General features: G+C 28.8%; 20 protein-coding genes. 15 read left to right on the plus strand and 5 right to left on the minus strand.

Translation table 11 applies throughout. From position 1 onward, the window contains the following. Window positions 1-98: 98 nt before the first annotated feature. Both JJC02_07405 and JJC02_07410 read right to left on the minus strand, forming a co-directional pair. Entirely contained in the window at window positions 99-1,103 is a 1,005-nt protein-coding gene (locus JJC02_07405) for a sensor histidine kinase (protein UDN55987.1), read from the minus strand. A 23-nt stretch (window positions 1,104-1,126) separates the two neighbouring features. After that, window positions 1,127-1,801, minus strand: coding sequence for a response regulator transcription factor (locus JJC02_07410; GenBank protein ID UDN55988.1), 675 nt, complete (start codon window positions 1,799-1,801; stop codon window positions 1,127-1,129). Window positions 1,802-2,088: 287 nt separating this feature from the next. Between JJC02_07410 and JJC02_07415 the strand changes: the two genes are divergently transcribed. The 3 genes from JJC02_07415 to ggt all read left to right on the plus strand — a co-directional run bounded on the left by JJC02_07415 (window position 2,089) and on the right by ggt (window position 6,614). Next, window positions 2,089-2,856, plus strand: coding sequence for an ABC transporter ATP-binding protein (locus tag JJC02_07415; GenBank protein ID UDN55989.1), 768 nt, complete (start codon window positions 2,089-2,091; stop codon window positions 2,854-2,856). Further along, window positions 2,843-4,780, plus strand: a complete 1,938-nt coding sequence (locus tag JJC02_07420) for an FtsX-like permease family protein (GenBank protein UDN55990.1) — start codon at window positions 2,843-2,845, stop codon at window positions 4,778-4,780. The genes JJC02_07415 and JJC02_07420 overlap by 14 nt, the downstream gene beginning before the upstream one ends. Before the next feature lie 220 nt (window positions 4,781-5,000). Further along, window positions 5,001-6,614, plus strand: coding sequence for a gamma-glutamyltransferase (gene ggt, locus JJC02_07425; protein ID UDN55991.1), 1,614 nt, complete (start codon window positions 5,001-5,003; stop codon window positions 6,612-6,614). A 127-nt stretch (window positions 6,615-6,741) separates the two neighbouring features. Here ggt and JJC02_07430 read toward each other — a convergent pair whose 3' ends face one another. Continuing rightward, complete coding sequence (locus tag JJC02_07430) at window positions 6,742-7,593, minus strand: sulfurtransferase (GenBank protein UDN55992.1); 852 nt, start codon at window positions 7,591-7,593, stop codon at window positions 6,742-6,744. A gap of 619 nt (window positions 7,594-8,212) precedes the next feature. On the opposite strand from JJC02_07430, the gene JJC02_07435 reads away from it, so the two are divergent. The 3 genes from JJC02_07435 to JJC02_07445 all read left to right on the plus strand — a co-directional run bounded on the left by JJC02_07435 (window position 8,213) and on the right by JJC02_07445 (window position 12,964). Then, window positions 8,213-9,106, plus strand: a complete 894-nt coding sequence (locus JJC02_07435) for a sulfide/dihydroorotate dehydrogenase-like FAD/NAD-binding protein (protein UDN55993.1) — start codon at window positions 8,213-8,215, stop codon at window positions 9,104-9,106. Next, window positions 9,106-10,500 (plus strand): NADPH-dependent glutamate synthase, encoded by a 1,395-nt coding sequence (gltA, locus tag JJC02_07440; protein ID UDN55994.1) that lies wholly within the window; start codon window positions 9,106-9,108, stop codon window positions 10,498-10,500. The genes JJC02_07435 and gltA overlap by 1 nt, the downstream gene beginning before the upstream one ends. Window positions 10,501-10,744: 244 nt before the next feature. After that, window positions 10,745-12,964 (plus strand): EAL domain-containing protein, encoded by a 2,220-nt coding sequence (locus JJC02_07445; protein ID UDN55995.1) that lies wholly within the window; start codon window positions 10,745-10,747, stop codon window positions 12,962-12,964. 178 nt (window positions 12,965-13,142) lie between these two features. Here the strand turns inward: JJC02_07445 and JJC02_07450 are convergent, their stop codons facing one another. Together JJC02_07450 and JJC02_07455 are read right to left on the minus strand one after the other, a co-directional pair. Next, on the minus strand, window positions 13,143-13,529 hold the full coding sequence (locus JJC02_07450; GenBank protein UDN55996.1) for a hypothetical protein: 387 nt from the start codon (window positions 13,527-13,529) through the stop codon (window positions 13,143-13,145). A 174-nt stretch (window positions 13,530-13,703) separates the two neighbouring features. Beyond that, a complete protein-coding gene (locus tag JJC02_07455) occupies window positions 13,704-15,197 on the minus strand; it encodes a hypothetical protein (protein UDN56397.1) in 1,494 nt (497 codons plus the stop codon). A 505-nt stretch (window positions 15,198-15,702) separates the two neighbouring features. On the opposite strand from JJC02_07455, the gene JJC02_07460 reads away from it, so the two are divergent. The 9 genes from JJC02_07460 to JJC02_07500 all read left to right on the plus strand — a co-directional run bounded on the left by JJC02_07460 (window position 15,703) and on the right by JJC02_07500 (window position 24,993). Then, window positions 15,703-17,094 (plus strand): MATE family efflux transporter, encoded by a 1,392-nt coding sequence (locus tag JJC02_07460; protein UDN55997.1) that lies wholly within the window; start codon window positions 15,703-15,705, stop codon window positions 17,092-17,094. A 106-nt stretch (window positions 17,095-17,200) separates the two neighbouring features. Continuing rightward, entirely contained in the window at window positions 17,201-18,241 is a 1,041-nt protein-coding gene (locus tag JJC02_07465; protein UDN55998.1) for a Fic family protein, read from the plus strand. A gap of 300 nt (window positions 18,242-18,541) precedes the next feature. Beyond that, window positions 18,542-19,465, plus strand: coding sequence for a hypothetical protein (locus JJC02_07470; GenBank protein UDN55999.1), 924 nt, complete (start codon window positions 18,542-18,544; stop codon window positions 19,463-19,465). A gap of 173 nt (window positions 19,466-19,638) precedes the next feature. Beyond that, window positions 19,639-19,986, plus strand: a complete 348-nt coding sequence (locus tag JJC02_07475) for a PRD domain-containing protein (protein UDN56000.1) — start codon at window positions 19,639-19,641, stop codon at window positions 19,984-19,986. Window positions 19,987-20,018: 32 nt separating this feature from the next. Further along, window positions 20,019-20,378: a DUF2620 domain-containing protein gene (locus JJC02_07480; GenBank protein ID UDN56001.1), complete on the plus strand. Its 360-nt coding sequence runs from the start codon at window positions 20,019-20,021 to the stop codon at window positions 20,376-20,378. A 129-nt stretch (window positions 20,379-20,507) separates the two neighbouring features. Then, entirely contained in the window at window positions 20,508-21,809 is a 1,302-nt protein-coding gene (locus JJC02_07485) for a YhfT family protein (protein UDN56398.1), read from the plus strand. Window positions 21,810-21,920: 111 nt separating this feature from the next. Beyond that, window positions 21,921-22,967, plus strand: coding sequence for a hypothetical protein (locus JJC02_07490; protein UDN56002.1), 1,047 nt, complete (start codon window positions 21,921-21,923; stop codon window positions 22,965-22,967). A gap of 32 nt (window positions 22,968-22,999) precedes the next feature. Continuing rightward, a complete protein-coding gene (locus tag JJC02_07495; GenBank protein ID UDN56003.1) occupies window positions 23,000-23,875 on the plus strand; it encodes a phosphotriesterase-related protein in 876 nt (291 codons plus the stop codon). An 11-nt stretch (window positions 23,876-23,886) separates the two neighbouring features. Continuing rightward, on the plus strand, window positions 23,887-24,993 hold the full coding sequence (locus JJC02_07500) for an aminotransferase class V-fold PLP-dependent enzyme (protein ID UDN56004.1): 1,107 nt from the start codon (window positions 23,887-23,889) through the stop codon (window positions 24,991-24,993). The last annotated feature ends 18 nt before the right edge of the window (window positions 24,994-25,011 follow it).

Consider the following 25,011-nt stretch of genomic DNA (forward strand, 5'->3'; position numbering starts at 1 on the left):
TTTATAAAAACTACTTATTATATACTGGGATGTACATATAGAATTACTATAAGAAGTTGAATATAAGTTAATGAAAATAAACTATCAATAATAAGATACTATAAATCACATTTGAATGTAATAGTAAATTTTGTATATTGATTGTACTCTGAATCTACATCAATTTTATGACCAAGTTTGTCACAAAGTTCTTTTACTAAATAAAGTCCAAGCCCTGTAGATTTAGAATTATTTCTTCCATTATTACCTGTAAATCCCTTACTGAATATTCGATTTAAATCTTCTTTTTTTATACCACAGCCAGTATCTTCCACTCTTAATTGTAAATAATTTTTGGTTTTTTTGCAATAGATAGATATATTATCTCCTAATGAGGAGTATTTTAGGGAATTACTCAATAATTGCTCGAATATGAAGTAGAGCCATTTTTCATCAGATAAAACTTTAAAATTCAAATGATTTAAGTTTAAAATAATTTTTTTTGAAATAAAATACTTTGAGTATTTTCTTATAATATCCCTAATAATTTTTTCGATATTTACTTCTTGAATCAAAAAATCCTTATGAAAATCCTCAAGTCTTGATAAATATAAAATTTTTTCAACAGAGTTTTCAATTCTAAATATTTCACTATCTAGGTCATCTGAAATTTTTTCATCAATTAAATTTTCATTTTGCTCGAGGATAAGTTTTATTATAGCAATAGGCATTTTTACATCATGTACCCACATATTCAAAATCTCTTTATTTTCTTCAAACTTCTTAATATTATTGTTTATTATGTTATTGCACTGATATTGATAATTTTTGATGATGTTCAAATATATTTTTTCTTCATTTTTACATTTAGCTAATTCTATATCACTTGTATTAATTTTGAATGTATCATTCTTTATATTATCTAAAAATTTATTCTTCTTGATGTAGCTAATAAGTAGATATAAAAATAAAAACACAACATTTACAATTAATATATATAAAATAGTATCAATTAGAAAAATATCTACAGGAGAAAATATAATAACAGCTATTGTAAAAATTAAGAAAGTAAAATTGTATACTAAAAAACCTATTTTATCTTTGAGGAAATCTTTAAATCTCATAAATTCACCTACTTAGAGTTATTTTAACTGATTATATAACCCAATCCTCTTTTTGTTTCTATAAAATCTTCCAGACCAATTTCATTTAATTTTGAGCGTATTCTATTTACATTGACAGTTAATGTATTATCATCTACAAACCAATCATTGTCCCATAATTTTTTCATGAGTTTATTTCTACTTACTATCTGACCTTTGTATTTCATAAGTTCATGAAGAATTTTAATTTCATTTTTTGTTAGCTGAGTAGTGTTGTCTTCATAACTTATGGTTGCAGTTGATAAATCTAAAGTAACATCATTGTGAACAATCTGATTTGAATTATTCTCAATAAAATTATAAGTTCTTCTTAAAAGGGCATTAACTTTAGCTACTAAGACATCTATAGAAAATGGTTTTTGTATATAATCATCTGCACCTAGATTTACACCCATTATTACATCCATATTAGAATTTCTTGAAGAAATAAAGATTATAGGAACTTTTGAAATTTTTCTTATTTCATTACACCAATGAAAGCCATCATAAAATGGAAGGTTTATATCCAATAAAACTAATTGTGGTTTATAGTTTCTAAACTCTTCTATTATATTTTCAAGATTTTCTATTTGATGCACATCATGTCCCCATTTAGAAAGACATTCTGCTATGATATTTTTCAATGAGGCATCATCTTCAATTACCATTATTTTAAACATTATTACCTCCTAATTCAAAATAGTTATATTAACATAACTATATTCTACTTGATAAGTTAAAATATTTCTACCTTATTATTTAAAATAATTATATTAACATAACTATATTTTACTTGATAAATTATATTTTAAACATAATTACAATAAAATTGAAGAAATATAATTAATACTTACGAAAATGTAACTTTAAATTAATACAATTAAATGTTTAAAAGCTATTTTAATATATATAATATATTTGTGAGTATTGATAAATAACTAATTGTGCTAAGGGGTGATTATTAACTATGGAAGAAATATTATCTGTTGAAAATATAAAAAAGGAGTATGGAAGAAAAGGTTTAAAACATGAAGCTCTAAGAGGAATAACTTTCAAGGTTTATAAAGGAGAATTCGTTGGTATTATGGGGTCATCTGGTGCTGGTAAATCAACACTTTTAAATATTATTTCTACAATAGATTTACCTTCATCAGGAAATATTTATATAAATGGAAAGAATACTATTAAAATGAAGCAAAATGAATTGGCAGATTTTAGACGTGATAATCTAGGATTTGTGTTTCAAGACTCTAATCTTTTGGATACACTTACAATAAAAGAAAATATAATGTTGCCTCTTTCTTTAAAAAATGAAAGAGTGTCAGTAATAGAAAATAGAATAAAAGAGATTTCAAGAGAATTAAATATAGAATCGATATTAGATAAGTATCCTAGCGAAGTTTCAGGAGGACAAAAGCAAAGAGGTGCTGTCTGTAGAGCTATAGCCACAAAACCATCATTAGTACTTGCAGATGAACCTACAGGAGCATTAGATTCCAACTCTGCTAGAGATTTGTTGAATTGTCTACTAAAATTAAATGAAGATAACAATAAAACAATATTGATGGTAACTCATGATGCTGTAAGTGCAAGTTTTTGCAATAGAATACTATTTATAAAGGATGGAATAATATTTACAGAAATTGTAAAAGGAGAAAGTAATAGAGAATTCTATAATAAAATATTAAATACTGTTTCCTTAATTGGAGGAGTTAATAAAAATGACTTTATTTAGAATTGCAATGCAAAATGTAAAAAATAGTTTTTTTAATTACTTAATGTACTTTATTTCAATTGTATTTGGTGTATTTGTATTTTTTAGTTTTAAATCCATAGAGTATAACGAAGCTTTGAGTTCACTTGGAGAGAAAACGAGGATGAGTATCAATACGAGTTCAATCGTAATAGTGGTATTTGTTTTTTTATTTATATATTATTCAAACTCATTTTTTTTCAATAGACGTAGACGAGAAGTAGGTACTTATAGCTTACTTGGAATGAGGAAAAATCAGATAGGAAAAATATTTTTATATGAAACTTTTTTGATGGGTATAGTTGCAATATTAATAGGTATATTTTTAGGTTTGTTATTTTCAAAGCTCATGACTATGATGCTTGTAAAATTAATGAATGAAATGATAGTAGTAAAGATGAATTTAAGTATAAAGGCTTTAGTTCAGACACTAGTTGTATTTTTAATAATATTTGTAGTTATTGGAATAAGAAATACTATAGTTATCAGAAATAAGAGGATTATAGAGTTATTTAATAAATCTCCAGAGAAGTATAGGGCTAAAAAATTTATAAAGTTAAAAGGTACATTTGGTGTTTTACTAATAACTGTTTCTTATTTAATGTCAATTAGTTACTTTATTGCTGAAAACATTATGTTTTCAGTTTTTATATTAATTACAATAATCCCTGGAACTTTTTTATTGTTCTCATCATTAATGTATATGATTGTTAGTGTTGTTAAAAAGAGAAAAAGTTTTTATTATAAGGGACAAAATTTAATTGCATTTTCTGAACTTGGATTTAAATTAAAGAGCAATAGTAGTGTATTGGCTGTAATAGCAATATTAATAGCTACAAGTGTAACTATGCTAGGCTTTACCATATCACTTTATTACGATATAGATAGGAATATAAGTGAAAATTACAAATATAGTTATACTATAAATTCAGTAAATCCTCATGTAAATAATGAAGTTGACAAATTATTATATAAATATAAAAAAGATAATAAGATAATCTTTGATAGGACAATAGAACTTATAGACAAAGATATAAATCTTAAAATGTATTATAAAAATGGAAATAGTTATAGAGAAGATAGAACTTCTGTAGATTTTATTAGAGAAAGTGATTTTAAAAAATTAAGACGGTATCAGAATAATGGTTATGAAGAATTAGCTTCAAAGGAATATGTGTATTATGTTTCTGATTCATATAAAAGAATCCTTTTTGAAAACTTCGAGATTAAAAAAATAAACTTATATCTTAAAGATAAAAGTGAGAATGGTATAAATTTGCTTACAGTACAAAAAAGTATCTTAGAACCAGAAATAAATTCACAAGCTACGTTTGATTTAATTGTAGTAAAAGACAAAGTATTTAATCAGTTAAAATCAGATAGAAACTCTAGATTAGTAAGATTAATTGACTTAAAAAATGAAAAAAAAGAACTTGATTTGACTTTAAAATTGAAAAATATAGTAAATGAAAATATGGAATTTACGTATCCTTTTAATTTTACATCAAGTATTGAAAGCTATAATAACTTGATAAAATTAAGTGGTCTAATGCTGTTTATAGGTATATTTTTATCTGTAGTATTTCTTTTATGTACAGGTAGTATAATCTTATTTAAACAATTGTCAAATATATATGATGATAAGGAACGATATATTATGTTAATAAAACTTGGAGCAAATAATAAAGATATTGAGAAAATAATATCAAAACAGTTAAAAGCTATATTTTTACTTCCATTAGTTGTAGGTACAGTTCATAATTTATTTGCTATGTCGATAGCACAAAAGTTTATACCAAGGTCATTACTTGCACCAATTATCATAACTCTGGTCATTTATTATATAGGATACTTCATATATTATTTCTTAACCTTAAAATATGCTCAAAACATGATAACAGAATAAATAATAAATTATTTTTTATTTAAAAGAATTAGATGTATTTTTTGAATAAAAAGACTTATTTAAGTGAAGATAGAAAATATTAGAATTAAAATTAAGATATTTTTTAATGATGAAATTAAATATAGGAAAAAGTTTATATTTTATATCAGTTATATTACCTGATGTTATATAATAAATTTAAGCAAAATATTAAATAAAAAATGACAAGGAGCTGAAATTTATGAAGTTTAATGCTTACCAACATAAATATTCATCAATAAGAAATGTCGTGTATGCTAAAAATGGAGCAGTTGCAACATCAACACCACTAGCATCTCAAGCTGGGCTTGAAATACTAAAAAAAGGTGGAAATGCTATTGATGCAGCAGTTGCAACAGCTGCCACATTAGCAGTAGTAGAACCTACAAGCAATGGGATTGGAGGAGATGCATATGCCCTTGTTTGGATAGAGGAAGAAAAACGTTTGTATGGTTTAAACTCTAGTGGTTTTGCTCCAGAAAAGATGGAATTAAAAAATTATAATAATATGAAAGAAATGCCAAAATATGGGTTTGGAGCAGTAACTGTACCTGGAATACCTGCGGCTTGGTCAGAATTAAATAAAAAATATGGGAAACTTAGCTTAATGGAATGCTTATCTCCAGCGATAAACTATGCAAGAGATGGTTACGTAGTATCTCCTAATGTAGCTAAGGTATGGAAAAAATCATATGAACTATATGAACAAGAGTTTGTTGGGGAAGAGTTCAAGCCATGGTTTGATACATTTTCTAAAGATGGTAAAGCACCAGAAGCTGGAGATGTATTTATATGTGAAGAACAGGCGAGTACCTTAGAAGAAATAGCAAACACTCAGGCTGAAAGTTTTTATAGAGGAAGACTTGCTGATAAAATAGATGAATATTCTAGAAAGTTTGATGGGGCTATAAGAAAGAGTGATTTAGAGTGTTTTTACCCAACATGGGTAGAGCCTATAAGTACAGAATATAAAGGATATAAAATATTTGAAATCCCGCCAAATGGACATGGAATAACAGTTTTAATGGCACTTAATATATTAAAAGAACTGGAGATAGAAGGAAATATAGAAAATGTAGAAGATATACATAAGATTATAGAGAGTTTAAAATTGGCTTTTGCAGATTCTAAAACTTATGTAACAGATATAGAACATATGAAAGTAAAGGTTCAGGAATTACTAAGCCAAGAGTATGCAAAAAAAAGAAGTTTATTAATTGATAATAAAAAGGCTTTGTATCCAACTGCAGGAGAGCCGTATTGTGGTGGTACAGTATATCTTTGTACTGCAGACAAGGATGGAAATATGGTTTCATACATACAGAGTAATTATATAAACTTTGGTTCTGGAATTGTTATACCAAACACTGGAATTGCTTTACATAGTAGAGGTAATAATTTTAATTTAGACCCTGAACACCATAATGTAGTAAAACCATTTAAAAAACCTTATCATACTATAATACCTGGATTTTTAGGTAAAGAAGATAAAGCTATAGGGCCATTTGGTGTAATGGGAGCCTTTATGCAACCACAAGGACATATTCAAGTGCTAACAAATATGATAGACTTTGGCTTAAATCCTCAAGAGGCACTAGATGCTCCAAGATGGCAGTGGATAAAGGGAAAGGAAATAGAAGTTGAATCAGAGATGCCAAAGCCTATAATAAATTCATTAATTGAAAAAGGTCATGAAATAAAAGTAATTCATAATACTGTCGACATGGGGCGAGGTCAAATAATATTTAAAACGGAACAAGAGAGTTATATTTGTGGGACAGAATCAAGATGTGATGGACATGTTGCAGTTTATTAATATTATCAAAAATATATATAATGAATTTAAAGGGTGTCTAAAATAATAATTAAAGGCGAAAGTCTACAATGACTAACGCCTTTACAAAATTTAAGGTATTATATACTGGTTTTATATATTATTAGCTTTATTCTTGACCAGTTTTAATTTCATTGTCGTCATAACTAATCCAGTCACTAAAGCTACCAATATAAATCTTATGAGGTATATCAAGTTCTCTAAGGGCAAGACTGTTAACACAAGCAGATATCCCTGAACCACAAGATAAAATTACTTCATCATAATTATTTAAATCTTTAAAGAATTCTTTTAAAAATTTTATGTCTTTAAGTGAGCCATTTTCAAAATCACTTTTTATTAAATCCTTACAAAAATAATTTTTTGCACTTGGTATATGACCAGCTTTTGAGTAAGCAGGTTCAACTAAACCCTGATATCTTTCATTGGCACGACAATCTATTATTACAGTATCCTTTTTGTATAATTTAGATTTAACGTATTCCATTGGGACAACCAAATCATTATTTATATTTGGTTTAATCTCCTTACCTGTACAATTTGGTACATTTACTTTCTCTTCTAATTCTCCACCTTCCTTCACGAAAGATGTTATTCCTCCATCTAGTACATAGACATTTTTAAGACCCAAGTGTTTTAATTGGAAAAATAATCTACAAGCTCCATTTAAATCTCCATCATCATAAGTTACAATCGTAGTGTCGTTATCAACACCCATTTTTTCTAATTTTTCTTTTAATATTAAAGGGTCTTGTAAAGGATTTTTACCACCATGTTCTTTTGTAGGAGATGATAAATCCTTGTCTATATCTAAGATGAAACTGCCTTTTATGTGTCCTTTTTTATAAGAATCAATACCATAAGTTCTATTGATAAGGTCAAATCTACAATCTATTACAACTAGATTATCATTTTTTTCTAGTTTTGATATGAGTTCTTTTGCAGAAATAATGTTTTTCAAAGAATGTACCTCCTATGTTTATATTATTTTAATTCATATTAATTATTAACTTTATAAGCTAATATTATTATAATTTATTACATAAGTAAATAAATCTTTAGAAATTGTAAAAATTTTATATAAAAATTCAAATAATTAATGAATATTGAAAATTTTAGATATATAATAAAATAAGAGCATATTTTATACAATATGAAAGATGATATTGCAATAGATTAAAGTCTTATACACGTTTAATTTTTAAAGAAATTAGTATTATTATGAAAATCCAAGTTAATTTATTAAGTAAATAATTGAATAAAAAAATTTTATTATGTATTTATAAAATTTTTGTTACAAATTTGGCATAATATAGTATACTTTAAATGTGTATTAGGTTAAATCTATAACAAATTAGACATATAATATAGACTTAGTTTTTATTGGCAGTTAAAAGAAATTTGTTAATATCAACTATTTGTAATTTGGGCAGTTACAATTACTATAGGGGGGATGTCCAATACAAAACATTTAATCAAGGACTAATATTGTATTATAAAAAGTTATAGTTTTGTGTGTTTATGTTTTTAATTAAATTTAAAGTGGGAAAAATATATTTGTTAGAATGGAGAATAGCGAGATGAGTAATAAAATAGTTAGTAAGAGACAATTAACAGATAGTATTTATTTAATGGAAATAGAGGCACCTAGAGTTGCAAAATCTTCTCAACCTGGTCAATTTATAATAATTAAAAATGACGAAAAGGGAGAAAGAATTCCTCTTACAATAGCTGACTATGATAGAGAAAAAGGAACAGTAATTATTGTATTCCAAACAGTTGGTGCTTCAACTAAAAAGTTAGCAATGTTTGAAGAAAACGATTTTGTAATGGACTTTGTAGGTCCACTAGGACAAGCAAGTGAATTTATACATGAAGATATAGAAGAATTAAAAAATAAAAAAATATTATTTGTAGCTGGTGGAGTTGGTTCTGCTCCAGTGTATCCACAAGTTAAATGGTTTAAAGAGCATGGATTAGATGTAGATGTAATAATTGGTGCAAGAACTAAAGAATTAATTATATTAGAAGATGATATGAAAAAAGTAGCTAAAAATGTATACGTATCAACAGATGATGGTACATATGGATTTAATGGAAGAGTTACAGACCTATTAAAAGATTTAGTTGATAATCAAGGCAAAAAATACGACCAAGCAATAGTAATTGGACCAATGATAATGATGAAATTTATGTGTCAATTAACTAAAGAGCTAAATATACCTACTATAGTAAGTTTAAATACAATAATGATTGATGGAACAGGTATGTGTGGTGGTTGTAGAGTTAGCGTTGGAAATGAAACTAAGTTTGCATGTGTAGATGGTCCTGAATTTGATGGTCATTTAGTTGATTTTGATCAAGCAATGAGAAGACAATCTATGTATAAGACTCAAGAGGGAAGAGCTATGCTAAAACTTGAAGAAGGCGATAGTCATCATCATAGTAATTGTGGATGTGGAGGTAACAAATAATGGATGCTAAAAAAGTAAAAGTACCAGTTAGAGAACAAGAACCTGCTGTTAGAGCAACAAATTTTGATGAAGTATGTTTAGGATATAATAAAGAAGAGGCTATAGCAGAGGCTAATAGATGTCTAGCTTGTAAAAAACCAAAATGTGTAGGTGGATGTCCAGTAGGAATCGACATCCCAGGATTTATAACAAAAATTAAAGAAGATGATATAGAAGGTGCTGCTAAAGTAATAGCTAAGAGCAGTTCATTACCGGCTGTTTGTGGTAGAGTATGCCCACAAGAAAGTCAATGTGAAGGTGTGTGTATACTTGGAATAAAATCAGATGCCGTGTCAATAGGTAAACTAGAAAGATTTGTAGCAGATTGGTCAAAAGAAAATGATATAAATTTATCTGATACAGAGCCTAAGAAAAATCAAAAGGTAGCAGTAATAGGAAGTGGTCCAGCAGGTCTAGCTTGTGCTGGTGATTTAGCTAAAAAAGGTTATGATGTAACAATTTTCGAAGCAATGCATGAGCCAGGTGGAGTTTTAACTTATGGAATACCTGAATTTAGACTTCCAAAACAAGCTGTTGTTCAACCTGAAATAGATAATATAAGAAAATTGGGTGTAAAAATAGAAACTAATGTAATTGTTGGTAAAACAATTACAGTAGATGAACTTATAGAAGATGAAGGATTTGAAGCTATATTCATAGGTTCAGGAGCTGGTCTTCCAATGTTTATGAACATACCAGGAGAAAATGCAAATGGAGTATTTTCTGCAAATGAGTTTTTAACTAGAGTAAACTTAATGAAAGCTTATAGAGATGACTATGATACACCTATTAGTTCTGGTAAAAAAGTTGCTGTAGTGGGTGGTGGAAATGTTGCTATGGACGCTGCTAGAACTGCACTAAGATTAGGTTCAGAATCATATATAGTTTATAGAAGAAGTGAAAAAGAGCTTCCAGCAAGAGCTGAAGAAGTTCACCATGCAAAAGAAGAAGGTATTATATTTAATACATTAACAAATCCTAAAGAAATTTTAGTAGATGAAAATGGATATGTTAAAGGTATGGTTTGTATAAGAATGGAATTAGGGGAGCCAGACGATTCTGGAAGAAGAAGACCTATAGAAATAGAAGGTTCTGAATTTGTACTTGATGTAGATACAGTTATAATGTCACTTGGAACAAGTCCAAATCCATTAATATCTTCTACAACAAAGAGTCTTGATATAAATAAGAAGAGATGTCTAATAACGGATGAAAATGGTCAGACTTCTAAAGAAGGTGTATTTGCAGGTGGAGATGCTGTTACTGGAGCAGCAACGGTAATATCTGCAATGGGTGCTGGAAAAACAGCAGCAGCTTCAATAGATGAATACTTAAAAGCAAAAGTTAATGCTTAATTTGTAAATTAAAAATACCAATCTAGAATATAATTTCTAGCTTGGTATTTTTTTGATTGTGTAATAATGTAACAGTTATTATTGTAATATTTGATACTAAGTAACATAGTTCTGTGTAATTATGATAAAATATATAAGTAAAGGTTTTATAAGGAGGGAGTAATGTGTGGAGAATAAAATCAAATTTGTTAAATTTAACCTTAGGTAACAGAAAAACAAATTGTATAATTAATGGTATTTTAATATGAAGAGAAAAGAAAAAGTATTTGGTGGGTTAGCTTTTAAGCATATATTAATTTTATTAATACTATTAGTTTTGATTGATTTAACGAGCACTATTATGTATGCAAGTAATTATATGGAAGTTACTTCTAGAAATATGATTGAGGCGTCAAAAAGAGAACTTGAAGACTATTTAAAAGTAAACACATCTTTATTAAAAGCTCTTAGTCAAGATGATAGATTTTCTAATAGTGAAACATCTTTAATTGAAAAAGGAAAATTATTAACACCATATCAAAAAGAATATAATCTTTTTATGATTGGTATAACGGATACAAAAGGAAATACTTCAAGTACATATAGGGAAAAGGTTGGCCAAATAAAAGATAAGCCTAGTTTTGAGAAAGCAATTAAAACAAAGCAAGTAGTAGTATCAGATATTGAAGTTAGCAATGTGACAGGTGATAAAGTATTTATTATATATGTACCTATTATAAAAAATAATGAGGTTGTTGGAACCATTTTTGCTTCTTTTTATTTTCAAGATGTAAATAATTTAATAAATAGAAGTAGTTTTGATGATTCTATTAAATTTCTAATGATAGATAAAGATTATACTATTATTTCTCATCCAAATAAAAAGTATGTAAATGATAAAAGTAAGATACTTACTTTAGAAGGAAATATTATAAGAACGACTAAAAATAAAACCTTAAAAAATATAAATGAAAAGCATCAAGATAATTTTTTATCTTGGGATAATTGGAGATTATATAACATAAAATATACGAACATAAAGTGGACTAATTGGACTTTAGTATTAAAATGTAATATATTTAAGAATTTTAAAAGTCTGATAGTTAATTTTATAATCAAATTGTATTTTTATATAGTAATATTTATGATATTGTGGAAATTAAGTAATGCTAAATTAATAGAACGACTTAAGAAGCTAGCTTATTATGATTCTTTAAGCGGAATAAAAAACAAAGAAAAGTTTAGAAAAGATTCCATGTATATTTTAAAGAATTATTATCAGGATAATTTTTACTTGGTACAACTAGATGTCAATAAATTTAAATACATAAATGAGATGTTTGGTTATGCTGAAGGAAATAAGATATTAATACATATAGCACAGGTTTTAAATAACAATATGAATAAATATGAAATTTGTGCTAGGATGGATAATGACCATTTTATATTGTTGATTTCCTGTGCTACTGAAGATAAACTTTTAGGTAGATTGTCTAAGATAAATAATGAAATTTGCAATTTAAAAACTATTAATTCATCTAAATATAAAATTGTTATGTCAAGTGGTATATATAAGGTTACTAAAAAAGATGATATTAAAAAGATTGACTTGTTAATTGATAGGGCAAATATTGCAGCAAAAAGTAAAAAGGAAAAATATCAACATTCATATTCGTTTTTTAATGAAGATACAAGGAATCGATTGTATAAGGAAAAACAATTGGAAGATAATATGAATAAAGCTCTAGAAAAAGGTGAATTTATATTGCATTATCAGCCTAAGTATAGTCTAAATGATATAAATGAAATTAAAGGAGCAGAAGCTTTGATAAGATGGAATAGCCCAGAACTGGGATTTATTTCACCTGCAGATTTTATACCTTTATTTGAAAAGAATGGTTTCATTGTAAATATTGATATGTTCGTATTTGAAGAAGTATGCAAAACCTTGAATAAGTGGATAAATAAAGGATATACTCCTGTACCAATATCTGTAAATATGTCTAGGGTTCATTTATACAGAGATAATTTTATAGAAAATATAACTGATTTGATAAATAAATACAATATATCTCCTGAGTTTATCGAACTTGAACTAACAGAAAGTGTTGTATTTGATAACTTAAACATATTGATTAATATAATGAAAAAGATTAAAAAAATAGGATTTCTTATATCAATGGATGACTTTGGTTCAGGATATTCATCTTTAAATCTATTAAAAGACCTTTCTTTTGATGTTTTAAAATTAGATAGAGGATTTTTAATTGAAACAACAGATACAAAACGTGGAAAAATTATTATTTCTAAAATAGTGGAGATGGCAAAAGCAATTAATATTGAAGTAATCTGTGAAGGAGTAGAAACTTATGAGCAAGTAGAATTCTTAAAAGAAATAGGTTGTGATAAAGTCCAAGGATACTTATTTGCTAAACCTATGCCATTAGATGAATTTGAAAATCATTTAAGCTTTAAATTTGATTAATGATTAATAACTATTAGACTATGAGGTACCCTAACAATTGACTTACAAATATGTAAGCTAATTGTTAGGGTATTTTTATGGTTAAAGCAGTATATTCACGATATTATAGTATTGTAGTAAAAATAAAAAAATTATGGAGAATATAAAATGAACATGTTAAGTATTAGATAAAGTTAATTTAAATATTTATCAATTTAATATAACTATTTTCTTTGGAATATTGCCCTAAAGCCACTATTTGTATCATCATGCTATTACCTTTTAAATTTATTTTTATATAATAAAATGTACATATTTTCTTTTTAATTTGCTTATAATTTAATGGTTTGATATAAGAATTTAAATTATTTTCTTTTAAATACTTATAGTTTTCTTCACTTTCATATCTATAATCACAAACAATATTTTTAAATTCTTTATTGTAATTGTTTTTTATATTATCTAAAATATATGGTATAAGTTTAGTTACATCAGATTTGTTACTGCTAACATCTAAAATCATTATATGATTACTTTCAACATCAATTTGAACATTATAATCATATTCTAATTGTCCATTTTTCATATCACAATTGTTACATAGATTATGGGTTCATAGGAATCTGTTTTTTATTTTTTGTCAAAAGATAAGGCTGTCTCAATTTTGAGACAGCTCTATTATTTTTATATTCGAATTAATATTAAGTTTATTTTTTAATGTTTTTGTAACAATTACCTCACTTGCTTAACATTATTTGTTTTATGAAAGTTGTGTTATAACAAGATGTGCAGAAACAGGTCTTGTTCCACCTGCAAGAGGTGTAATTGTTAATGCTGTTGAATTACCTGCAGGATTTCTTACTGTTAGTGTTGAATTAATAGTACTGGTAGTAACAAGTGCCATACCTATAATTTGAGAAGTACCTGTTGCTCGACCAACCACAGTGTATAATAGATCAGCACCATTAAGGGTTAAAATTAATTGTCCTGCTTCATCTACACCAACTTGAAATAATATTTGATATGTGCCAATTAATGACAAGTTGAATGCACTAGGGCTTATACGTGTAATAACTGAACCGCCAGAGGGTCCATCCTGGGGAAAGCTTACATCAATACCAGGTGCAACTGTTGCTGCATTATCAGGAGGCATTAATGCAAAAAAGTCTGCAAAACTTAATATTCCTCCAGTGGCGCCAGTAGGCCCAGTATTTCCAGTAGGCCCAGTGATACCAAAGCCAGTAGCGCCAGTAGGTCCAGTGATACCAGTGGCGCCAGTAGGTCCAGTATTTCCAGTAGGTCCAGTAATTCCTGTGATACCAGTGGCGCCAGTAGGCCCAGTATTTCCAGTAGGCCCAGTGATACCAAAGCCAGTAGCGCCAGTAGGTCCAGTGATACCAGTGGCGCCAGTAGGTCCAGTATTTCCAGTAGGTCCAGTAATTCCTGTGATACCAGTGGCGCCAGTAGGCCCAGTATTTCCAGTAGGCCCAGTGATACCAAAGCCAGTAGCGCCAGTAGGTCCAGTGATACCAGTGGCGCCAGTAGGTCCAGTATTTCCAGTAGGTCCAGTAATTCCTGTGATACCAGTGGCGCCAGTAGGCCCAGTATTTCCAGTAGGCCCAGTGATACCAAAGCCAGTAGCGCCAGTAGGTCCAGTGATACCAGTGGCGCCAGTAGGTCCAGTATTTCCAGTAGGTCCAGTAATTCCTGTGATACCAGTGGCGCCAGTAGGCCCAGTATTTCCAGTAGGCCCAGTGATACCAAAGCCAGTAGCGCCAGTAGGTCCAGTGATACCAGTGGCGCCAGTAGGTCCAGTATTTCCAGTAGGTCCAGTGATACCAGTGATACCAGTGGCGCCAGTAGGTCCAGTATTTCCAGTAGGTCCAGTAATTCCTGTGATACCAGTGGCGCCAGTAGGCCCAGTATTTCCAGTAGGCCCAGTGATACCAAAGCCAGTAGCGCCAGTAGGTCCAGTGATACCAGTGGCGCCAGTAGGCCCAGTATTTCCAGTAGGCCCAGTTATACCAAAGCCAGTAGGTCCAGTAGCCCCAGTAGGCCCAGTATTTCCAGTAGGGCCAGTTGCTCCTACTCCCGGACCAGTAGGCCCTTGTGGACCAGTAGCCCCAGTAGGCCCTTGTGGACCGGTAGCACCTTTTGGTCCTCGTGGACCAGTTATACAACATGGAAAATATTCACAAGAATCGCAACATGAATTGCATCCTTTATGATAATGATTACCTGAACAATTGTCCATTAACTTATCTCCTTTATTATAATATTTTGTAACCATAAATTAATTCCATTTAATTAGTTACTCTTATATATTATGAAACTAGGTGGACACAAGTTCATATTGAGGTTGTGAATTATATATTATAAAATTTTTTTATCGGTTTATTTTAGTTAGGAAAAAATATGTCTAAATTTATTAATGAAATTTGTTTATTAATTTTTATATTATTATGATATTCATGTGTATTTTTATTTCGAGTTCGTACTTTATTCTTTTTAAATAAAGTATTAAATAGTAGTTTTAACTTAGAAAATATGGGTATATTACTAAGGATATCATCTATATATTCACTTTATTTTTATCTGTTAAAAAAATTTTATACTAGAAAAGTTTGGTTTTTTGATTAAAGTGGTATATAATAGATATATAAAATTAATATTTAAAAAGTAGTTAATATTAAGGGAGGGCATTTGCACCTCCCTTGTAATATGTGGAAAATTGAATATTAGAAGAAGGAGGAGACTTGATGGAAAATCAACAATTATTAGGAACAGAACGAATTAGTAAATTACTACTTAAATATTCTATACCAGCTATAATAGGTATGTTGGTAAATAGTTTATATAATGTAGTAGATAGAATTTTTATTGGAAATATACCAGGAGTTGGACCACTTGCAATAACAGGTCTTGGTGTAACAATGCCAATAATGACAATAATACTTGCATTTGGAATGTTGATAGGTATAGGAACTACTACTACCATATCGATAAAGCTTGGGCAAGGTAAAGTAGAAGATGCAAGAAAACTTATAGGAAATGCAATGACTTTATCTGTAGTAACAGGAATTATCATAATGATATTTGGAATATTATTTGCAAATAAAATACTTACATTGTTTGGAGCAAGTGAAAATACCTTAATATATGCAAAATCATATATAAACATTATATTATTAGGTACAGTAGTAAATCTTCTTTCCTTTTCTTTAAACCACTCAATAAGAGCTGATGGTAGTCCTAAAATTTCAGCAGGAATAATGATAGTAGGATGTTTAACTAATATAGTTTTAGACTGGACATTGATATTTGGATTCAATTTGGGAATACAAGGAGCTGCAATTGCTACAATAACTTCTCAAGCTCTGACAGCTATTTTAACTATAGGATATTATATAAGTGGAAAATCAAACTTACGATTTAGTAAATCTAATCTAAAATTAGATAAAAAACTAGTAAAAGCAGTGTTTGCAATAGGTATGTCGCCATTTGCGATGCAACTTGCAGCAAGTTTAGTTCAAGTAATATCTAATATTGCACTTAAAACTCATGGTGGAGATTTAGCTATAGGGGCTATGGCTACTATTTCTTCTATTGCAATGGTATTTTTAATGCCTATCTTTGGAATAAATCAAGGGGCGCAACCTATTATAGGTTTCAATTATGGAGCTGAAAAATATGATAGAGTTAAAAAAGCATATTTAGGTTCACTGGTAGTAGCTACCATAATTTTATGTATGGGTATGGTAGTAATTATGCTTTTCCCAGAAGCTATTATAGGTATATTTAATAAAGACCCTGAACTTATGAATATATCTGTTAATGGGTTAAGAATATATCTACTTATGTTGCCAATTGTAGGCTTATCAGTTACAGGAACAAACTTTATACAATCTATAGGAAAAGCTAAAATGGCTATGTTATTGAGCCTTTTAAGACAAGTAATTTTATTGATACCAGCAGTACTAATTCTTCCTACATTCTTAGGTTTACAGGGTGTATGGACAGCTCAACCAGTATCTGACTTTATAGCCACAGTAATTACAGGTATAGTTGTGTTTAGAGAGTTAAAAAGATATACTCCTAAAAGTGAAAAGTTAAATGAAAATGAAAGATTAAATGAGATAACTACTGAATAAAAAATTAAATTCAGATAATTGAGCAAGAAATTGCAAAAAATACGATTATATGATAAAATAAAACCGCTGTTAAGGATAAGAGAAATTCTGATTATGGAGTGATTTTATGGAATTTACAAAGAAAAGCAAATTAAAAAATATGTATGTAAACATGAATGTAGCTAGAATGTTGTCTAAGATAAATGAATATAAGGGTAGACAACTGCTTTACAAAAAACAACCAAAAGAAATTTTGGAAAGCCTAGAAAAAAAGTCTTTAGTAGATTGTTCAGAGTCTACACACATTGGAAATCAAAGAGATAGTAGTAATTTTAATTTAGAAAAGTTAATAAGTAATGAAGTTACACCTAGAAGTAGAGAGGAATTAAGTATTGTTGAATACAGAGATGTAGTAAAAACTATTAACAGTGCTTATGAAAGTATTCCAATAAGTTCACAAACAATTCTTGAGCTTCATGGATACTTATATAAATTTTCATCTACTAGAGGAGGAAGTTATAAGTCAGATAATGATTTTATTGAACATAATTTAAAATCTAGTGAATTTATAAGTATTGATTCAAGTGTCAATAAAGTCGAAAAAGCTGTAGAAGAAATATGTGAAGCTTATAATATATTGGTAGAGGAAGATGAAATTGATATATTAATATTAATTTCAGCATTTGTGTTAGATTTCATATTGATACATCCATTCAAAGAAGGTAATATAAAAATGGCGAGAGTACTTATTCTATTGTTACTAAATAAAAATGGATATGAAGTTGGAAGATATATTAGTTTAGGAAAAATATTTGATGATAGTTCATATGAATATTATAGTAATCTAAATTATTTGAAAGCTTCCATAGGCAATGAAAAAGCAGATATGAATGCGTGGATTGAGTATTTTTTGGAGACAATATTGACTGCATATGAGAAGTTGGATGATAGTTTAAATATATCTGATAAGAAAAGGCAGACAAAAACTAGTAGAATAGAAAAAATAATAAATTCTACTCTTGGATATTTTACAAAAGAAGATATAAGAGATTTATGTCCTGATATTCCAGAACCTACTATAAATAGAGTTTTTAATAATCTAAGAAAACAAGATAAGATAGAAGTTGTTGCAAGAGGTAGAAGCGCAAAATGGAAGAAAAAATATTAAAAAATATTTAAATAACTGTAATGTGGGTGTCTCAAAATGAACTTTTTAGTTCATGAGGCACTCTTTTTTGTATGAAATCAAGTATATTTTTATCATTTCAATAATGAAAAAGAGTCTTATCTCTATTTTGATACAATCACATTTTTAATATTAGTAGCATGGGCAATAATTTGACAGTTTAAGTAATATCAATTTTATTTATTGATTATTTTTGTATGGAATATGGAATTATATGGTATAATGTTGACATAAATAACAGACAATATGAATGTAGTTAATATTTAAAGTAAGGAGTATAAAATGCAATTAGATAAAAATTTTCTAAATAAAAATGGGTTTATAACAATAAATATAGCAAGAGAATTAATATTATTATCAGTAGGTGATAAAATAAAGACTATAAATGAATATAGCAACAAATTTAAAGTTGGTAGAGGAACTATACAATCTGTAATTAAGCATTTTGAACAGGTAGGTGCAATTTCTTTAGAAAGAAAGGGACATTTAGGTACATTTTTATCACAAGTAGATTATAAAATTTTATGGAACTTTACAAAATACAACACTATAGTAGGTGTAATGCCTTTACCATATTCAAAATTATATGAAGGGCTAGCCACAGGATTGAATATAACACTAGAAAAGGAAGAATTTTCTATAGCTATGGCATATATGAGAGGTGCAGAAACAAGAATAAATAGTTTAAAATCAGGAAGATATGACTTTGCAATAACATCTAAATTAGCAGCTACAAGCATATTAAGTACTGATGAAGATATGGAAATAGTTTTAGATTTAGGTGAAAATAGCTATGTAAATAAACATGTATTAGTGTTTTCAGGGCAAGATGATATCGAGATAAAGAAAGGCATGAGAGTAGGTGTAGATAGAAGGTCTATAGACCAATATTCACTAACATTAAAAGAGTTTGAAGGAATAGATGTAGAATTTGTAGATATGTCATATAATCAAATTGTAACAAAAATATTAAATAAAGAAATAGATGCGGCAGTATGGTCTATAGATGAAATAAAAGAGAAAGAAATACATTTAAAGCATAGAGATTTAAAAAGTAATACTAGTAAAGAATCAAATACAGCAGTTATTGTAATTAATAAAAATAATCTAGGAATAAAGGGATTCATTGAGAAATTTGTAGATGCTAAAAAAGTGAGAGAGGTACAACAAGATGTTATAGATGGCAGGTTATCACCAAGATACTAATTGAAAATTAGCAAAAAATGTTAGAAAATATTTGACAAATAAAAAAAAAGAAATTATACTATACAGTATAAGTTAAATTTTAAACTTAAAGTACAAAAAACTGTATATTGAATATTTTTTTAAACTTAAAGTACAGAAAATTGTACATTAATCAAAAAAGTGAGAGGTGGATTATGGAAACAAGAATTATGATGTTATATCATGCAGGAATGATAGACGAAAGTACTAAAGACTATTTAATCTATGTGATAAATCAATTGGAATCAAAAGGATTTGATAAAGAATCAGACAATATGGCTAGGATGATTACTCACTTTGCAATGGCAATATCTAGACAACAACAAGGTAAGATTGTTGACGAAATGGATTCATTTTTGTTTGAGGATATTAAAAATAATGAAAACTATGAACAAGCAAAGAATCTATGGGATGATATGAATTTAAAATTGCCAATTAAATTTAATGAAAATGAGGTAAGATTTATGATGTTACATCTGAGTACATTAGTAGGTAATAAATAAAAATTATTTATATATTGGGGAGGATATATTGTATGTTAAAAATAGTAGTAGGTGGACAAATGGATAAAGATAGGATAGCTAAAAAGATAGAAGAGATAGCTAAGGGTAAGGTATCAATAGAAGTTAAAAGTGATTTGGAGGCTGCTATGGCAATGAAAAATGGACAAGCAGACTATTATTTTGGAGCCTGTAATACAGGTGGGGGTGGAGCATTAGCGATGGCTATAGCTTTATTAGGTATGCCAATGTGTTTAACAGCTTCAATGCCAGGAAGCATGTTATCAAAAGAAGAAATCATAAAAGGTATAGAGGCAGGAAAGAAAGCTTATGGATTTACACCACAGCATGCAGAACAAGTAATTGAGATTATATTAGAGAAAATCTTAGGATAATAAAGGGAGGTGTTTTGTATGGATACACGAACAGTGGAAACTAAGAATTTAAATGATATTTTTAAAAAGGCTGTGTTACTAGTATGTATAGGAATTATATTTTCAGTAATATATTACTTAACAGTTGATATGGCTAATATATTTAAGTATATAGTTGCAGCTTCATTAGGAGGTCTGTCATGTATATTAGTAAATAAAGGGATAGCAACTTTTAATGATGCATTAAGACCTATTATGCCTGAGTACATAGAAGGTAGAATGACACGTGCAGAATTAGCAGCTACTAGTTTTGCATTAGGATTTGGATTAGTTATAGGATTTGGGATACCGTTTTCTATAGGCTCACCAATAATATTGGCACATAGTATATTATTGGGGTCAGATATTATAGGAACATGGTGTCCAGATTCCAAAAAAGGAACTATATTGTCTGGAGTTATAGGCTCTTTATATGGAGTAGGCATAGTTTATGGACTTGAAATAGTGGTAAATTTATTTGCAATGCTACCAGTAAATTTCCTAGATGCATTAGGAAGTGTAGGTTCACCTGTAGTTGCAGCATTTTCAATATTTCCAGCAATTGTTGTTGGATATCAACATGGGTTTGGTAAGGGAGCAATTACATTTATAGTAATAGCTCTTGTAAATCAGATAACTGTAAAATATGGTGTTATACCAGTAGGAGATGTTACAGTTAAGTTAAGTGCAGATGGAATGGCTTTATTGGTAGGTGTACTTATGATGTTGGCATTTGCTATGTCTGAAAAAAGTGATGGAAGTAATTCCAATCAGGCTTTAGTCGGTATATTTGCAGAAAGATTAAAAAATATAAAGAAGAACATATTTGTAATAGCAGTGATGGGTGGACTTGTAGCAGCAGCAACTTCTCTAAGTTTCTTTGCAGGAGATCCAACATCATTAGAACTATTGAGTGCTGGAAAAAGTACAGAAGCATCTATTGCAGCATTTGCTAGAGCTATAGGTTTTATACCTCTTGTATATACAACAGCAATAACTACAGGCGTATATGGACCAGTAGGAACAACACTAGTATTTGTAGTAGGAATAATTTTAATAGGGAATCCAATAGTAGCATTTCTAGTAGCGTCAGTAGTAATGTTTTTAGAGGTATTATTACTAGAAAAAGCTGCTGCAGGGCTTGATAAATTCCCAGGAATAAAAAAATCTGGTGACCATGTAAGAACAGCAATGAATAAAGTTTTAGAAATTGCTATCATGGCAGGTTCAATGATGGCAGGTAATACCTTAGCTCCGGGAACAGGATTCTTATTTGTAGCTGGTGCATATGCTTTAAATAAGACAGCTAAAAAATCTTTGGTTGAGATAGCTGTAGGACCAGTAGCTGTAATAGTATTAGGTATATTATTAAATATATTATTTGTAATAGGTCTATATACACCAATAGCATAATTAATATAAGATGGGCTGGGATAAGATTTAGGTATGATTTATACTCAAGATTTTATTCAGCCCATATTTAAAAGTTTAATATATAAAAAATTGTAAGTTGAGGTTTATATAATGATTAACTTGTTAAGAGTAGTGAAATATGGAAAATCAACAATTAAGGCAATACATAATATAGGTAAAAGTGTAGTAAGTGTAAATGAAGATGCAATACTAGATTATGTGGAAATGATTGAACAAGGAAAAAAACCATATTATATGGGTGTAAAAGATACTAAAGGTATAGGGAGAGAAATATTAATAAAGTTAAAAAAAGAGGGATTTATATTTCATACAATCGATGAAAAATCAGTAGGAGGAAGGGCTGTAGATACAAAACTTATAAATCCATTGACTGGTAGATTTATGACAGGGTCATCAAGTGCTACAGCAATAAACGTACTTTTAGGTATAAATGATATTGGAGTAGGAACTGATGGAGGGGGATCTGTGCTAGCTCCAGCTATATCAGTTCAATTATACTCATTTTTAGCAAAAGGCATGGGACTGAAAGTAAATCTTAGAAAAAATTCTACTGATGGTATAAGTTTTGAAGCAGGAATAGGATTTATAGCACAAAGTATGGATGTTCTTGAGAAGGCAGTTAGTGTGTTTAAAAAAAAGGAAATCAGCAATAAGTATGAAATTTACATTATTAAAAGTAGGTTGGATGAAAGTTACATAAGGTTTAATGTTGATAGAGTAGAGATTACTACAAAAATAATTGATTTATATAGTGATAGAGAAACATTAATTGATAATTTAAATAAGCTTAATAAGAAAAATACAATATATATATCCTATGAGAAAAATATTGATACATATGGAATTGGAGATTCTGTTGTTGGTATGTTTTCAGATAGTGGAAGAATACTCCAACAAAAAGCAAATAAGGGGGTAATAAGAGTATTAAATATGGTAAATGCAAATTGTCTATCAATTCCTGATAAGGAGTTAGGTTCTGCGTTTGTTTTATATAGTTTTGATAATAATATGACAAAAAATATGCTAGATTTAGGGCGATATATTGATCAAAACATAAGTAAAAACAAGGTGTTTGAAGGGTATTTTAAAGATAACTATGAGCTAAGAAAAAATAGTATAGTGTTTGATTTAGAATAGCTGAGTTTATGATTATTTAGGGAGTATAAGTTATGAAACTAGTAGACGGAATTACATTATGTCATGAGCATATGTATATAGATTTATCTGGAATTAAAGAAAATGAAGATTGCAAACTAGATTGTCAAGAAGAAACTATAAAAGAGATGAGAGAAATATATGCAAGTGGGGTTAGGAATATAATAGAAGTAACAAATATAGGTATAGGCAGAAATTTAAATTATATAAAAAAAATACAAGAAGAAACTAACATTAATTTTTTACTATCCACAGGATTTTATAAAGAGCCATTTTTACCGAAAGAGGTTAACTCGAAAACAAACAGAGAGTTAGCAGACATAATGATAAAAGAAATTGATTTAGGTATAGATGATACTGATATTAAAGCAAGTATCATAGGTGAAATAGGTACGAGTAAAAATTGTATGACAGATTTAGAGAAAAAAGTTTTTGAAGCATCTGCAATAGCCCATATGGAAACTGGTGTACCTATAACTACCCATACAACACTAGGAACCTATGGTATGGAACAGGTTCAACTATTTAAGTATTATGGAGTTGATTTGTCTAAAGTAGTAATAGGGCATGTAGATTTAAGTGGTGATTTAGACTATATATTAAGACTTATAGACCAAGGTATATATGTTCAATTTGATACTATAGGAAAAGTTAATTATCTAGACGAAAATAAAAGAGTAGATTTATTGTATGAAATAATAGCTCGAAATTTAGAAGAAAGAGTATTATTGTCAGTGGATATAACTAGAAAATCTCACCTTAAGTATAAGGGTGGAATAGGATACAATTATTTATTTGAAACGTTTATACCTATGTTAAGAGAACGTGGAGTTAAAGAAAATAGTCTAACTAAGATATTAGTAGAAAATCCGAAACAATTATTTAAATAAGGAGATACAGCATGAAAACTTATCCGTTAAAAAGTATATCATTAAAGGAAGCTACACAGTTACAATTTAGACTTATAGATGAAATAACAAAGGAGTTTAAGGGAGATGAAATATTAACTAGAGGTGATTTAGGTGTTGTAAAGGGTTTGAATAAACCAAAAATGACTCTCAAGGTGGAAAAGGTACTAGCAAAGTTTTTTAATTCAGAAAAAGCTATGTTAGTGAGAGGTGCAGGTACGATGTCTATAAGAACAGCGCTTTATTCATCTATAAAAAGAGGAAATAAAGTACTTATACACAAAGCACCAGTATATCCAACAACAAGTGTATCCATAGATATGCTAGGTATAGACACAGTAGAGGCAGATTTTAATGATTTAGAAGATATAAAACGTGTTTTAAAAGGAAATGAAGATATAAAAGGTGCAATAGTTCAATATACAAGACAACAACCTCAAGATTCATATGAGGTTAGAGATGTGATAAAAACTATAAAAGAAGTAGATGAAAATATAGCTGTAATAACAGATGATAACTATGCAGTTATGAAAGTCCCCTATATTGGAGTAGAAGGAGGAGCTGACTTATCTTGTTTTTCATTATTTAAAATATTAGGTTCAGAAGGCATAGGGTGTATAGTAGGTAAAGAAAAATATATTAATAAACTAATAGAGACAAATTACTCAGGGGGGCTTCAAGTACAAGGGCATGAAGCAATAGATTCTTTGAAAGGACTAGTATATGCTCCAGTTATGTTAGCAATTCAAGCTGAAGTAAGTGAAAATATAGTCAAGAGACTGCTAAATAAGGAAGTTGAAGGTGTAAGTAATGCATTTATCGCAAATGCACAATCAAAGGTTGTATTGGTGGAATTAGAAGAAGAAATTGCAGATAAAGTTTTAGAGGAGGCAGAAAAGTTAGGTGCAGCACCAAATCCAGTAGGTGCAGAATCTAAGTATGAATTTGTACCCATGTTTTATAGATTATCGGGAACTTTTAGAAGCTACAATCCCCTATTATCTAAGAAAATGATAAGAATAAATCCTCTTAGAAGTGGAGAGGATACGGTACTTAGAATACTTGAAGAATCAATAAATAACGTAAAAATAAATAAATAACCATATGAATTTAACAGA

It is taken from the genome of Clostridioides sp. ES-S-0054-01, from assembly GCA_021561035.1.
Taxonomy (GTDB): domain Bacteria; phylum Bacillota; class Clostridia; order Peptostreptococcales; family Peptostreptococcaceae; genus Clostridioides.

Coding starts and splice junctions, on each gene's coding strand:
- JJC02_07405 (UDN55987.1), bottom strand. CDS start 1,103: ATGAGATTTAAAGATTTCCTCAAAGATAAAATAGGTTTTTTAGTATAC.
- JJC02_07410 (UDN55988.1), bottom strand. CDS start 1,801: ATGTTTAAAATAATGGTAATTGAAGATGATGCCTCATTGAAAAATATC.
- JJC02_07415 (UDN55989.1), top strand. CDS start 2,089: ATGGAAGAAATATTATCTGTTGAAAATATAAAAAAGGAGTATGGAAGA.
- JJC02_07420 (UDN55990.1), top strand. CDS start 2,843: ATGACTTTATTTAGAATTGCAATGCAAAATGTAAAAAATAGTTTTTTT.
- ggt (UDN55991.1), top strand. CDS start 5,001: ATGAAGTTTAATGCTTACCAACATAAATATTCATCAATAAGAAATGTC.
- JJC02_07435 (UDN55993.1), top strand. CDS start 8,213: ATGAGTAATAAAATAGTTAGTAAGAGACAATTAACAGATAGTATTTAT.
- gltA (UDN55994.1), top strand. CDS start 9,106: ATGGATGCTAAAAAAGTAAAAGTACCAGTTAGAGAACAAGAACCTGCT.
- JJC02_07445 (UDN55995.1), top strand. CDS start 10,745: ATGAAGAGAAAAGAAAAAGTATTTGGTGGGTTAGCTTTTAAGCATATA.
- JJC02_07450 (UDN55996.1), bottom strand. CDS start 13,529: ATGAAAAATGGACAATTAGAATATGATTATAATGTTCAAATTGATGTT.
- JJC02_07455 (UDN56397.1), bottom strand. CDS start 15,197: ATGGACAATTGTTCAGGTAATCATTATCATAAAGGATGCAATTCATGT.
- JJC02_07460 (UDN55997.1), top strand. CDS start 15,703: ATGGAAAATCAACAATTATTAGGAACAGAACGAATTAGTAAATTACTA.
- JJC02_07465 (UDN55998.1), top strand. CDS start 17,201: ATGGAATTTACAAAGAAAAGCAAATTAAAAAATATGTATGTAAACATG.
- JJC02_07470 (UDN55999.1), top strand. CDS start 18,542: ATGCAATTAGATAAAAATTTTCTAAATAAAAATGGGTTTATAACAATA.
- JJC02_07475 (UDN56000.1), top strand. CDS start 19,639: ATGGAAACAAGAATTATGATGTTATATCATGCAGGAATGATAGACGAA.
- JJC02_07480 (UDN56001.1), top strand. CDS start 20,019: ATGTTAAAAATAGTAGTAGGTGGACAAATGGATAAAGATAGGATAGCT.
- JJC02_07485 (UDN56398.1), top strand. CDS start 20,508: ATGGCTAATATATTTAAGTATATAGTTGCAGCTTCATTAGGAGGTCTG.
- JJC02_07490 (UDN56002.1), top strand. CDS start 21,921: ATGATTAACTTGTTAAGAGTAGTGAAATATGGAAAATCAACAATTAAG.
- JJC02_07495 (UDN56003.1), top strand. CDS start 23,000: ATGAAACTAGTAGACGGAATTACATTATGTCATGAGCATATGTATATA.
- JJC02_07500 (UDN56004.1), top strand. CDS start 23,887: ATGAAAACTTATCCGTTAAAAAGTATATCATTAAAGGAAGCTACACAG.